The organism is Gordonia aichiensis NBRC 108223, assembly GCF_000332975.1.
Taxonomy (GTDB): Bacteria; Actinomycetota; Actinomycetes; order Mycobacteriales; family Mycobacteriaceae; genus Gordonia; species Gordonia aichiensis.
Genome location: NZ_BANR01000023.1, coordinates 50752 through 63461 on the forward strand (window position 1 = coordinate 50752; position 12710 = coordinate 63461).

10 protein-coding genes are annotated in these 12710 nt (G+C 65.2%); 6 read left to right on the forward strand and 4 right to left on the reverse strand.

What is annotated here, in order from left to right:
* Positions 1 to 16: 16 nt before the first annotated feature.
* Positions 17 to 2524, reverse strand: coding sequence for an ATP-dependent DNA ligase (locus tag GOACH_RS18225; protein ID WP_005177973.1), 2508 nt, complete (start codon positions 2522 to 2524; stop codon positions 17 to 19).
* A 59-nt stretch (positions 2525 to 2583) separates the two neighbouring features.
* Here GOACH_RS18225 and ku point away from each other — a divergent pair, with 59 nt between their 5' ends.
* The 4 genes from ku to GOACH_RS18245 are packed head-to-tail and all read left to right on the forward strand — an operon-like array spanning position 2584 to position 7175.
* A complete protein-coding gene (ku, locus tag GOACH_RS18230) occupies positions 2584 to 3558 on the forward strand; it encodes a non-homologous end joining protein Ku (protein ID WP_444542620.1) in 975 nt (324 codons plus the stop codon).
* Positions 3555 to 5078 carry a flavin-containing monooxygenase gene (locus GOACH_RS18235; protein ID WP_005177975.1) on the forward strand — a complete coding sequence of 508 codons (1524 nt, stop codon included), beginning with the start codon at positions 3555 to 3557 and terminating at the stop codon, positions 5076 to 5078. Before ku ends, GOACH_RS18235 begins: the two co-directional genes overlap by 4 nt.
* Positions 5079 to 5107: 29 nt before the next feature.
* Complete coding sequence (locus tag GOACH_RS18240; protein ID WP_005177976.1) at positions 5108 to 6406, forward strand: MFS transporter; 1299 nt, start codon at positions 5108 to 5110, stop codon at positions 6404 to 6406.
* Between the two features lie 22 nt (positions 6407 to 6428).
* Positions 6429 to 7175: an SGNH/GDSL hydrolase family protein gene (locus tag GOACH_RS18245; protein WP_245551946.1), complete on the forward strand. Its 747-nt coding sequence runs from the start codon at positions 6429 to 6431 to the stop codon at positions 7173 to 7175.
* An 85-nt stretch (positions 7176 to 7260) separates the two neighbouring features.
* Here GOACH_RS18245 and GOACH_RS18250 read toward each other — a convergent pair whose 3' ends face one another.
* On the reverse strand, positions 7261 to 8823 hold the full coding sequence (locus GOACH_RS18250; RefSeq protein WP_005177979.1) for an SLC13 family permease: 1563 nt from the start codon (positions 8821 to 8823) through the stop codon (positions 7261 to 7263).
* Positions 8824 to 8875: 52 nt separating this feature from the next.
* Entirely contained in the window at positions 8876 to 9547 is a 672-nt protein-coding gene (locus tag GOACH_RS18255; protein ID WP_005177982.1) for a GAP family protein, read from the reverse strand.
* Between the two features lie 196 nt (positions 9548 to 9743).
* Between GOACH_RS18255 and GOACH_RS18260 the strand changes: the two genes are divergently transcribed.
* The gene (locus tag GOACH_RS18260) at positions 9744 to 11060 is read left to right on the forward strand and encodes a metal-dependent hydrolase family protein (protein ID WP_005177985.1); all 1317 of its coding nucleotides are present in this window, start codon (positions 9744 to 9746) and stop codon (positions 11058 to 11060) included.
* A 19-nt stretch (positions 11061 to 11079) separates the two neighbouring features.
* Here the strand turns inward: GOACH_RS18260 and GOACH_RS18265 are convergent, their stop codons facing one another.
* Positions 11080 to 12018 carry a LysR family transcriptional regulator ArgP gene (locus GOACH_RS18265; protein WP_174320850.1) on the reverse strand — a complete coding sequence of 313 codons (939 nt, stop codon included), beginning with the start codon at positions 12016 to 12018 and terminating at the stop codon, positions 11080 to 11082.
* Between the two features lie 71 nt (positions 12019 to 12089).
* Here GOACH_RS18265 and GOACH_RS18270 point away from each other — a divergent pair, with 71 nt between their 5' ends.
* Positions 12090 to 12710, forward strand: a complete 621-nt coding sequence (locus tag GOACH_RS18270; RefSeq protein WP_005177997.1) for a LysE/ArgO family amino acid transporter — start codon at positions 12090 to 12092, stop codon at positions 12708 to 12710.

The window sequence follows — 12710 nt, forward strand, 5'->3', positions numbered from 1 at the left end:
ATGTGGTGTGTTGTCATCACAGGTCGCCGGGCAGTTTGTCGCGGCGGATTCCGCGCCAGCTCGGGTGGCGGAGATGGCCGGTGCTGGTCCAGTCCATGAAACGCACCTCGCCGACGATCTTCGGCAGCACCCAGATGGCTGTCGAGGCAACGGGGCGGTCGAGTTTCTCCAGGAACGGACTGCGGGAGATCACGAGCGGCTTGAGTTCTGCTGCGAGGGTCGTCAACGACGCCTCCGTGAATCCGGTGCCCACCCTGCCGACATAACGCAATCCGGTGTCCTCCGGCAATCCCACGAGCAGAGAGCCGATGGTTCCTTCGCGGTTACCGCGTCCGAGGCGATAGCCGCCGACCACCACTTCGATGTCGCTCCAGTTCTTCTGCTTGCGCCACAGGCTGCTTCGTCGACCCTGCTGGTACGTCGACGTCCTGCGCTTGGCGACGACCCCCTCGAGTCCGTGATCGCGGCTGTAGGTCACGGCAGCCGACCCGGGGCCGGGCAACAGCGGTGGGATCTCCACGTTCGCGGACTCTGCGAACGCGGGGGCGAGGGCCTCCAGCAGTTGTCGGCGCTCCGACCACGGCTTACGCAGCAACGATGTGCCGTTGAGGTAGAGGATGTCGAAGAGGTACAGCTTGAGCGCGTACTTCTCGTCGGTGTTGTTGCGTGAGGCCAGCAGCGTGAAATTCGTGTGCCCACCGGAGTCGATGGCGACGACCTCGCCGTCGAGTACCACGTCGATCAGGCCGAGCTCGTCGGCGGCAGAGCGTAATTCCGGAAAGTCGGCGGTCATGTCGATACCCGAGCGAGAGGTGAGGCGGTAGTCGCCGTCGACCGACCGCAGCAGGATTCGATACCCGTCCCACTTGCCCTCGAATGCCCAGTCCCGGCCGTCGAGGCCCTCGACGGATTCGTCTGTTGCGAGCATCGGGCGCGGATGCGTGAGGCTATCGGGAAGGATCGGTCGGGGCTCGTCGCTCATCAGATGTGCGAGCCAGTTTGTGTCGCCGGTCTTGATGAGCGCGTAGCGTCCCTGGATGCGGTCGCCGTGGAGGCGGACGATGATCTCCTTCTCGCGCCACTTCTCGGTCTCGTAGGTTCCGCGATCCCAGATCTCCACGTGTCCTGCGCCGTACTCCCCGCCGGGGATGTCGCCGGAGAAGTCGGCGTAGTCGAGGGGATGGTCCTCGGTGTGCACCGCCAATCGATTCTGATCGGGGTCGGTCGGCAGGTTCTTCGGCACGGCCCACGAGACGAGCACACCGTCACGTTCGAGTCGGAAGTCGTAGTGCAGCCGCCGCGCGTGATGCTCCTGGATCACGAAGATCGGGTCGGTCGACGCCGCGCCAGCAGCCTCGTCGCTGGTGGCCGTGTCGTCGGTGGACCGCGCGCGACGTCGACGATGCTCGTCGTCGCCGAAGGGCTCGGGGGTTTTCGACGCATCGCGCTTGGCTCGGTAGGTGCTGAGGTCGACGACCGGGCGCGGCGCTGCTTCCTCGCGTGATTCTCCGGTGCCGTCGGCGCTTTCGGCGGTGTCCCCGGTGGTGTGTTCCTCGGTGGTATGTCTCTCTCCGGTGTGTTTCTCGGGGCCGTACGGATCGTCGAGGCCGGCGAGCAGATCGCCGTCGGCGGCGCGCTCGAGAACCTCGGCGAAGTGCAGTTGCGTCAGACCGGGAGTGCCGAGCTCTTCCCACGTCCGAGGTGCGGCGACCCAGGGTTCGTTGCGACCGCGCATCGAGTAGGGCGCCAGCGTCGTCTTCGACGCGCTGTTCTGGCTCCAGTCCACGAAGACACGGCCGCTGCGTTCGGATTTCGCCATCGTGGCGGTGATCGTCGAGGGGTGTGCTGCAGCCAATGACGTCGCGATCTCGCGTGCGACCGAGCGCGCGGAATCCGGTGAGACGGGTCTTTCGAAGCGGGCATAGACGTGAATCCCCTTGCCGCCGCTGGTGACGGGGTACGACGTCAGACCGGCGCCGTCGAGGATGTCGTGCATCATCAGTGCCACTTCGGCGCACGCATCGAGTGACACATCCGGGCCCGGGTCGAGGTCGAGGACGAGGCGGTTTGCTCGGATCTCGCCAAGTCCTTTGGGGCCGAGTACATGTGGGCTGTCCTTCGCTGTGGACGTGGGCGATTCACCAGCGTCGGGAGGGGGAACGAGCCACTGAGGTGTATGGAGCTCGAGCGCTGCCATCTGTGCCAGCCACACGAGAACCGCTGCAGAATCGGCCATCGCATAGGTGATGGTGCGGCCGCTGTGGGCCACGCCGACACGCGGAATCCACTCGGGAACCCCGTTGGGCAGATCCTTTTCGAAAAAGGGAGTCGATTCGACGCCGTTGGGCCAGCGCTTACGCGTGATCAGTCTGCCGCGCAGATGGGGCAGCATGACGCCAGCGATCCGCGTGTAGTAATCGACGACGTCGACCTTGCGGGTTCCGGTTGCCGGGTACAGTACTTTGCCCAGGTTGGTGAGGGCGATCGTATGACCGTCGATCTCCAAGGTCTGAGCGGGTGTCATGGGTTCCATTGTGCCCACGCGAGCACCGCGACGACGTGACCGATGGCACAATGGTGCGCATGCGCTCTATCTGGAAGGGCGATCTCAGCTTTGGCCTGGTCAACGTGCCCGTCAAGGTGTATTCGGCGACGGAGAGCCACGATCGCAAGTCGTATCAGGTGGATTCGTCCGACGGTGCTCGTATCCGTTACCGCAGGGTGCGGGAGGGAACCGACACCGAAGTCGACTATTCCGATATCGCCAACGCCTACGAAACCGACAGCGGCGATTCGGTGATCTTGACGAAAGAAGACCTCGCGTCGCTGCCGGTGCAGAAGAGTCCGGAGATCTCGATCGTCGAATTCGTTCCTGTCGATCAGGTCGATCCGATCTACTTCGACAAGCCGTACTACCTGGAGCCGTCGTCGAAATCTCCGAAGGCCTACGTACTTCTTGCCAAGGCGTTGCAGGAGACCGATCGGCTCGCGATCGCGTCGTTCACATTGCGCAATCGGACACGCATGGCCGCGCTACGGGTCATCGAACCCGGGGTGATGACCCTGCAGACGCTGCTCTGGCCCGACGAGGTGCGCAAACCCGACTTCGACTTCCTCGGCGAGGACGTGCAGATCCGCGATCAGGAACTGAAGATGGCGTCGTCACTGATCGACTCGATGGCGACCGACTACGACCCGGACGAGTTCTCCGACACCTATCAGGACGAGCTGTCGAAGTTGATCGAGGCCAAAGCCGAAGGCGGCGAGGCATTCCCGGAGGCGGAGGAGAAAGAGACTGTCGACGAGGACTCCGAGGTCGCGGATCTGCTTGCCGCTCTGCGCGCTTCGGTGAAGGACAGCTCCACGGCGAAAGACAGCGCTTCGGAGAACAGCAGCGCTACTCCCCGGAAGGCGCCCGCGAAGAAGACGGCTGCGAAGAAGGAGCCGGCCAAGAAGACTGCAGCCAAGAAGACCGCGACCAAGAAGACCACAGCCGAGAAGACCACAGCCGAGAAGACCACAGCCAAGAAGACGACACGAAAGCGAGCGGCGAGTTGAGCGATCCGAGCACACCCGACTCGAGCACACCTGACTCGAGCACAACTGACGGAGTTCTCGATCTGCTCATCGTCGGTGCGGGATTGTCGGGGATCGACGCCGCCTACCGCGTCACCGAACGCAACCCCGGTCTGCGCTATCGGATCGTCGAGCAGCGTGAACGCATCGGAGGTACCTGGGACCTGTTCCGCTATCCGGGCGTGCGCTCCGACTCGGACATCTTCACGTTGAGCTTTCCGTTCCGCCCGTGGCAGGGGAGCAAGACCATGGCGTCGGGTGCGGAGATCCGTGACTATCTCGAAGACACGGCCCGCGAGACGGGTGTGCTCGACCAGATCGACTTCGGCGTCACCGTCACCGCTGCCGACTTCGACACCGCGTCGGACACCTGGACCGTGACCACCCGCGTGGGTGACGACACACGCACCTACACAACCCGATTCCTCTACCTGTGCACCGGCTATTACCGATACGACGAGGCCTACACCCCCGACTTCGCCGGCGCCGAAGACTTCTCCGGGACCATCGTGCACCCCCAGTTCTGGCCGGAGGATCTCGACTACACGGGCAAGAACGTCGTCGTGATCGGTAGCGGTGCAACGGCTGTCACCCTGATCCCGAGCATGGTCGATCGCGCGGGTCAGGTGACGATGCTGCAGCGTTCGCCGACGTACCTGTTCCCGGTGGGCTGGCAGGAACCGACGACACCGTGGATCCAGCGACTGTTGCCCAAGCAGTGGGCGCACGACGTGATCCGCTATCGCAATGCGCTCGTCACGCTGTCGATCTATCTCTTCGCACGCCGATTTCCGCGAGCGTCGCGAAAGCTGCTGCGGCAGATCGCGATACGAAACCTACCGAAGGGCTACGACGTCGACACGCACTTCCGCCCTCGGTACGAGCCATGGGACGAGCGGTTGTGCATCATCCCCGACGCCGACTTCTACAAGGCGCTCGGCACCGGGCACGCCCAGGTGGTGACCGACCAGATCGACCGGTTCACACCCGACGGGATCAAGCTGGTGTCGGGCACCGAACTACCCGCCGACATCATCGTCACCGCAACCGGACTCGAACTGCTCGCGTTCGGCGGGGCGCAGCTGTCGATCGACGGCGTCGAGTTCAAACCACATGAGAAGTTCGCGTATCGCGGTTACATGCTCAGCGACGTCCCGAACCTGGCGTGGTCGATCGGGTACACCAACGCGTCGTGGACGTTGCGCGTCGATCTGACCAGCAAGGCCGTCGGCGATCTCATCGCCTACATGCGGGCACACGGATACACGTCGGCAGCGCCGACGATCGGCTCGGCAACCCTGCCGGAACACATGTTGTTCGCACTGGACTCGGGCTATGTCCGCCGCGGAGCCGTCGCGCTGCCCAAGTCGTCGAATCAGGCGCCCTGGCAGGTGCGGCACAACCTGGTGCTCGACGCCATCGACTCTCGTCGCTATGAGGTGACCGAGGCGATGGAGTTTCACACCGTCGCGGACCCGGCGCAGACGAAAACCGCTGGCTGACACGCCGCAGAAGGCGGCATCATCGTGGGGTGAGTTCCACGATCGTCGAGTCGAAGCTGCCGCGCGCTCTGCGTCCGCTGGCCGGTGCGCAGTTCCGGCGGCTGGTCATCGGGCTGATACTCGCATTGTTCTCCGACGGGGTCTGGGCCATCGCACTGGTGTGGCAGATCATCGCACTGGGCGGCGGCCCCACTCAGGTCGCGTGGGCCTCAGGTGTGTCGGCGGTCGGCATGGTGGTCTCGACCCTCGCGGGTGGAGTTCTCGCCGACCGGGTGTCACAGCGGTCGATCATCGTGTCGCTCGAGGTCGTCAAGATGCTGGTGTTCGGGGCCGTCGGCGTGCTGTCGATGCTCGGTCTGCTCACCTTGCCCATGGTGGTGCTCGCAGCTCTGCTCGGCGGCATCACCACCGGTATGTACTACCCGGCGTATTCCGCACTGTTGCCGCGCATCGTCTCGGCGTCGGAGTTGCAGGCAGCCAACGGAATCGAGGGATTCGCCCGTCCCGTCGTCTTCCAGGCGATCGGGCCGATGGTGGCGGGCCTGATCGTGTCTGCCGCTGCCCCCGGGCCCGCGGTTGTGGTGGCTGCTCTTGCGAGTATCGGTGCGGGGGTGTGCTATCTCGCGATGAAGCCGCTTCCGCAACATCGAGAGGCACTGCGGGGCAACCCCATTCGAGCGGTCGTCACCGATCTCGCGGAGGGGTTCGGCTACGTCCTGCGCACGCCATGGCTGTGGGCGACCTTGTTCTTCGCGACGCTGTTGGTACTGGCGACCATGGGTCCGATCGAGGTACTCGTGCCATTCGCATTGCGTGAGCGCGTGCACGGCGGTGCCGGCGACCACGCTCTCGTGCTCGCCGCGTACGGGGCGGGGGCGGCGATCGGATCGGCGTACTTCGCGTCGATACGGATGCCGCGGCGCTACCTCACCGTCATGTTCGTCATCTGGGGGCTGTCGAGTCTGGCGTTGGTCGTGATGGGCGTCGCCGAACACACGTGGCTGTTCATCGTCGCCGGTGCGCTTCTGGGGTTCGGGTTCGACGCCCCATCGGTGCTCTGGGGCACTCTCCTGCAGCGCCGGGTACCCCCAGAACTACTAGGTCGGGTCGCGAGCCTCGACTTCTTCGTCGCCGTCGTCCTGATGCCCGTGTCGATGGCGATCGCTGCTCCGTTGAGCAACGTGATCGGACTGACCGCGGTGTTCGTGATCGGTGGCATCCTGCCCGTGCCCGTGGCCATCGCGTTCTACGTCGCGGCCCGACTCTGGCGCGACGAGATCGAGCATCCGCTCGACGATGCCGTGGTGGTGAAACCGGCCGCCGCCTAGCGATGTGGTGACAATGGTCGACATGCGCGAGATCGTGACCCTGGCAGGCGTTGCCACCTGGCGGACACCCGTGATCGCCTGGCAGGGACTCCGCGCACAGCGGGGTGTCGCGCGGTTGCCGCAGGCCGACGGCGATGTCGGCACTGTCGGAGACCCCTCCGATCCGAGCTGTCTTCGCCTAGTCGTCCTCGGCGACAGCCTCGCAGGTGGCGTCGGTGTAGGGCATCATCTCGACACCCTCGCGGGCGGTGTCGCCACGCGGCTCGCGGCTGGCCGACACGTGCCGGTGCAGTGGCTGGTGGCGGCGCGGACCGGTTTCACCGCGGGCCAGGCGCTCACGCTGATCGACGACGCAGCGCTGGCGCATGCCGATGTGGTGATCATCTCGGTGGGTGCCAACGACGTGAAGAACATGCACACTGCACGCCGATGGCGCGACGATCTGACAGCTCTGCTCGCCGCAGTCTGCGCAGAATCGAGCCGCGCTGAGATCGTCCTGCTGCCCGTGCCGATGTTGCAGATGTGCCCGGCATTGCCCGGTGCGCTCGCGCGGGTGCTGGGTGCACGTGCCGCCGCGTTCGATGAGGTCGCCGACGGCGTGGTCGCCCGATTCCCGCGAGTCCGCAGGTTCACCCGCTTCGCCCCTCCGGGCGACGACCTGTTCGCCGCCGACGGATTCCATCCCTCGGCGGCGTTTCACGCGATCTACGCCGAGCAGATCTGCGCCGCACTGAAGCCCCCGCGCGACGGCTCGTCCACGCTCCGCTGACCCGGCTTAGGCAGCAGGCCCGGATGACTGGGTCCGCAGACACTGAGATGTTCTCAGCGGGGGATGTTCTCAGAAGGGGATGTTCTCAGAAGGGCCAGACCAGCGGCACCATGAAGACCGCCACGGCACCGAAGAGCGCGATGCACGGAAGTCCGAGCCTCCAGTAGTCGCCGAAGCGATAACCACCGGGGCCCTGAACCATCAGATTGCCCGCGGTCGCAACGGGAGTGAGGAACGAGGCGGCCCCCGACACCGTGATGGCCATCATCATCGGCAGCACCGAGATATCGGCCGTGTGGGACACGGTCACCGCGATCGGCGCCACCACCAGCACGGTCGCGAGGTTGCTGATGAACTGCCCCAACACCAGGACAGTGATCACGATCGCGGCCAGCAGCAGCAGCGGGCTGCCTCCGCCGAGCGTGTCGACCATCCACGTCGAGATCCGCTGCGCCAAACCACTCGTCTGGATCGCGATCGACATCGGCACCATCCCGCCGACCACGATCAGGGTCTGCAGCGAGATCGAGCGCTCTGCCTGCGGCACCGTGATCACGTTCATCGCCACGAGTGCCGCCGCCGCACACAGGACGACGATGGCCGGGGGTGCCACGTCGAGTGCCAGGGACACGCACATGATCACCAGCACGGCCGACGAGATCCACGCGCGGGCTCCGAGGTGCCCCGTCTGCCTTCGAATCAGATCCGGCTCGTTGACGCTGAGGATTCCACCCCCGGTCACCTTGGTCTGCAGGTCATCCCACGTTCCGTGTAGCAGGAGGACGTCACCGACCTCGAGGTGTGCGTGGTCGAGCAGCTTGCCGTTGCGGTGCACGGCGGTGATGATCAGGTCGCCGTCCTCGGTGAACATGCCCGGATACACCTCGTCGCCGAGGAACGGTGACCGGGGAGGGATGACCACCTCGATCATGCCGCTGTCCTTGTCGACGTCGTGGTCCGACCCGGACAGCTGGTACTCGGCTGCGATCGTCTGTGCGTAGCGACTCAGATCGTGGGTGGCATTGGCAGGCCACCGCTCGGGGAGCAGGCGTGGACCCAGAGTCACACAGATCAGCACGACGCCCGCCAACAGGGGTACACCGACGATCGCGAACTCGAAGAATCCGAATGCCCGCGCTCCGTTCCCCTCGGCCAACTCCGAGACCAGCACGTTGATAGGGGTACCGAGCAGCGTCAGCATCGACCCGGCGTGCGCCGCGAAGGCGAGCGGGATCAGCATGCGTGAGGGTGCCTGTCCGATGCGCGCGGCGAGAAGCACCGCCACCGGGATCAGTGCGGCAACTGCGCCGTTCGGGGTGATGAACGCTGCGAGCAGAGCGGAGAGCACCATGACGGCACTCATGATCGCCGCGGGTTTCTGACCCACCCAGCGGGTCATCACAGCGCCTGCCCACGCGGTCACCCCGGAGGCGTCGAGCGCCTCACTGACAACGAACAGTCCGGCGAGATAGATGACGAGCGGGTCGCCGAAACCTGAAATCGCTTCGCCGAAGTCGACGACGCCGGTGGCGAACAATGCGATCGTCACGCCGAGCGCGACGATCGCGGGTGACACCCTGTTCCAGATGAACACGACGATCGCCACGAGCAGGATGACGACGGTGGCGACTTCTGGGTTCAGCGTCATCGACGCGCACCTTCCTTGCTCTGTGTCGGACCGTCCGCGACCGTGGTGTGCATCAGTCGAGGATTCCGATGCCCTGCCCGAAGAAGTAAGCGCTCAGCACGACGAGGACAACGATCGAGATCGTGGTCATGTTGTGGCTCAACCAGTCTCGGAATCGAGCGAGAGTCGGTGCCGCGCGCTCGCCGCCGAGGACTGCGAGGACGAGGGGAACGATGACCCCGGATGCGGCGACGAGTGCGAACACGAGAAGCCCGACGACGAGTTGTGCGGTGTCGAGGTCTGCCTCCCCGAGCCGCGCTCCCGCAGCGACTGCCAGGGGTATGTTCTTGATGACGATCACTCCCTGTGCGACGCCCATCGCCAGGGCGCCCCACACGCTGAGTCCGTCGAGTCGGTCGAGGATGCTCGGCTTCTCCTCGTCGCCCTCCTTCGGGCGCTTCCTCCAGGCGACCATCGCGAGGACGGCGAACAGCACCGCGATGACCAGCAAGAGGATGTCGACCCCGTCCGTGGTCGCCTCGGGCGCATCATCGTCGGCGACGTCGACGATCGCCGCCGCGATCGCGGTGATCACCAGCAGCACGACGAACCAGCCGACACCGAACAGTGCTGTCTTGAGCCGTCCACGACTGCCGAGCAGAAGCATGACCGCGGTCGCGAGCGCCACGGGACTGAGCGCCAAACCCACGGCCAACGGCAGCGTGTCTCCTATTGCTGACCACATGCGTGGGCGCTCCTCTCCGGGTCGGACGGCCGATCAGTTGTACGGCACGACGATAGTGGCAAGGGCTAGGCTGCGTGCAGTGGCGCCTTCGGCGCTGTGTGCAGTGGCGTCTTCGACGCTGCGCGCAGGTGATGCCTGCCTGCTGCGTCACAGCCTGCGGCGCAACCGAACTCCCGAGAGGATCCGAGTCACACCGATGATCACCCCGTTCGCACTGACCGATATCACCGTCCTGACAGGCGACGCAGACGGAACCGTTCACGAGAACTGGACGGTGCTCGTCGACGCCTCCGGAACGATCGAACACGCCGGTCCGTCCGGCAGCATCGAACTCGGCAGTCGCGCGGTGGTCGACGGAAAAGGAAAGTTCGTGATCCCCGGGCTGATCAACGCGCACGCGCACCTGTTCTCCGACGGCAAACCGCTCGCGCCGTTGCTCACCGGGCCCCGCACCAAACATTTCGTCGCGAAGGTTCTGCATTCACCCGCGGGCCGGTGGCTGACCACCAGGCGCACGAAGGCCAATGCGATCAATCAACTCCACAGCGGTGTCACCACGATCCGCAGCGTCGGCGACGTGCGTTACGAGGTGATGGCCGTTCGCAACGCCATCGAGCGTGGCGACTATCTCGGCCCGACGATCCTGCCCTCGGGTCCACTGCTGGCGATCACCGACGGTCACGGTGCGCCGCAGATCTCGCTCACCAGCGACACACCCGCGCAGGCGCGGCACAACACCCTCGAGAACCTTCGACGCGGAGCACAGACCATCAAGATCTCCGCGACCGCGGGCGTGACCGACGCGAAAGAAGTCGGCTACGCGGGCAGGCCGGAGATGTCGGAGCAGGCGATGCGCGCGGTGTGCGAGGAGGCGCACGCGGTCGGGGTGATCGTCGCGGCGCACGCGCAGAGTGAGGAAGGGGTTCTCTCGGCGCTTCGCGCGGGAGTCGACACCATTGAGCACGGTAGTCAGATGTCGGACGCGGTCATCGAGTTGTTCCTCGACAACCCGAACTCACTGCGCGGATACAGCGCGATGATCCCCACCGTGCAGGCGTGTCTGCCCCTCGTCGAACTCGACCAGTCGGTGAGTGGCGCCACCGACGTCGTCAGGGAGAACGCCAAACTCGTGCTCGACGAGATGGTGTCGGGAATCGCGACCTGCGTCGAGCACGGCATCGCGATGGGCGTCGGCAACGACTCCGCGGTCAGTTACGTCACGCACTCCAACTTCTGGCGCGAACTCGACTTCCTGGTGCGTTACACGGATCTCGACACGAAAGGGGTGCTGCACGCGACGACGGCGGTCAACGCCGCCATCCTCGGGATCGATTCCGTGACAGGCTCGATCGAGCCCGGAAAAGCGGCCGATCTCGTTGTGTTGGAAGACAATCCGCTTGAGTCGTTTCGGAATCTCGAATCGCCGTGGATGGTCGTCGTCCGCGGCGAACGCATCGACCACCCGCAGATCACACGCATTCCGGAGATCGACGAGCAACTCGACACGCTCTGACACCGGGCCACGCGCCGAGCTACGCAGGGGGCAGCAGGTGCTCTCGTGCGCCGTCGGCGATCATCTCGGTGAGTGTGCGTAGCAGCGACGACCCGAGCGTCCAGTACTGCCAGTACAGTGGCACGTCGACGTAGAGGTCGGTCAGGGTGACCACCCGGCCGTCCTCGAGCGCATCGGTCACCTGAGCCAGCGGTACTGCGCCCCAACCCATCCCGGACTCGATGGCCCGGTGGTATTCGGTCGACGCCGGGATGTAGACGGCAGGCGGATCGAGTACCTCACCCGACATCATCGCCAGCACCCTTCGCTGCAACTCGTCGTTGCGGTCGAACTGGACCATGGGCGCTTTCGCGAGCGCGGAATCGTCGACCCCGCGGGGCATCCAGAGATCGAGGAACTCGGGAGTCGCAACCGGCAGATAGCGCATGGTCCCCAGCGCCCGCAGGGTGGTGCCACGGATGGCGAGCGGGTCGGAGGTGATGGCGCCCATCACCTCGCCGGTCACCAACCGCGAGCTGTTGACCGCCTCGTCGTCGCGTATCACCTCGACGGCGACGGGATTCTCGCGGTGAAAGCGTGCGAGTACCGGTAGGAGCCAGGTGGCCAACGAGTCGGCATTCGCCGCGATGGGCAGGTGCACGCGCGGCCGGTCCACCAACGGTGCGGCCGCGACGTCGTCGAGATCACCGGAGAGGCCGAGATCGCCGGAGAGTTCGAGTTGGGCCTCGCGACTGAGCAGGTCCCACTGCTTTGCCATACGCGCGAGGACCTCGCCGTCGCGGGTCGGCGTGATCGGCTTGGTCCTTCGGACAAGGATGCGGCCGACGGAGACCTCGAGTGCCTTGATCCGCTGGCTCACCGCCGACGGAGTGATGTGCAGTTGTTCCGCCGCGGCGTCGAACGTGCCGGCGTCGAGCACCGCCGACAGCGTCCGGAGCGCGTCTGATCCCAGATCCACATAAGACACTCTAATGATTCATCAGAAACATTCGCTGTACTTGTCTACCCTTGGACTCGTACGTTCGTGGCATGACGACGTATCTGCTCGCGGCCATTGCGGGACTCCTGACCGGCGCTGGCCTGATCGTGGCCGTCGGACCGCAGAACATCTTCGTGCTCCAGCAGGGTGTGCGTCGTGCGCACGTGAACCCCGTGATCGCGGTGTGCGCGCTCTCGGATGTGGTGCTGATCGTTGCGGGAGTGGCGGGTCTCGGAGCGTTGGTGTCGGCGCATCCCACGGTGGTCACGGTCGCGAAGATCGCAGGTGGGGCATACGTGGTGATTCTTGGACTGCTTGCCGCACGACGATGCCTGCGGTCAAGCGAGGCGATCACGGCAAACCCCGACGAGGTACGCACCGCCTCGCGGTGGGTGGCCATCGGCACCGCGCTCGCGCTGACCTGGCTCAACCCGCATGTCTACCTCGACACGGTGCTCACCATGGGCGCGATCGCCAACAGTCACGGAAATGGTAAGTGGGCCTTCGCGATCGGCGCGAGCATGGCAAGCGTTGTGTGGTTCACGCTGATCGGCCGCGGTGGCCGCAGGCTTGCGCCGGTGTTCGCCAGGCCGCGTGCGTGGAAGGTGCTCGACGGAGTCGTTGCGGTCATCATGGTGGGAATGGGTGCCGCACTGCTTGTTTCGGCGTGA

Bases quoted from the DNA above. Each gene is read 5' to 3' on its own strand.
- GOACH_RS18225 (WP_005177973.1), bottom strand. From the start codon at position 2,524: ATGACACCCGCTCAGACCTTGGAGATCGACGGTCATACGATCGCCCTC.
- GOACH_RS18255 (WP_005177982.1), bottom strand. From the start codon at position 9,547: ATGTGGTCAGCAATAGGAGACACGCTGCCGTTGGCCGTGGGTTTGGCG.
- GOACH_RS18270 (WP_005177997.1), top strand. From the start codon at position 12,090: ATGACGACGTATCTGCTCGCGGCCATTGCGGGACTCCTGACCGGCGCT.
- GOACH_RS18260 (WP_005177985.1), top strand. From the start codon at position 9,744: ATGATCACCCCGTTCGCACTGACCGATATCACCGTCCTGACAGGCGAC.
- GOACH_RS18250 (WP_005177979.1), bottom strand. From the start codon at position 8,823: ATGACGCTGAACCCAGAAGTCGCCACCGTCGTCATCCTGCTCGTGGCG.
- ku (WP_444542620.1), top strand. From the start codon at position 2,584: ATGCGCTCTATCTGGAAGGGCGATCTCAGCTTTGGCCTGGTCAACGTG.
- GOACH_RS18245 (WP_245551946.1), top strand. From the start codon at position 6,429: ATGCGCGAGATCGTGACCCTGGCAGGCGTTGCCACCTGGCGGACACCC.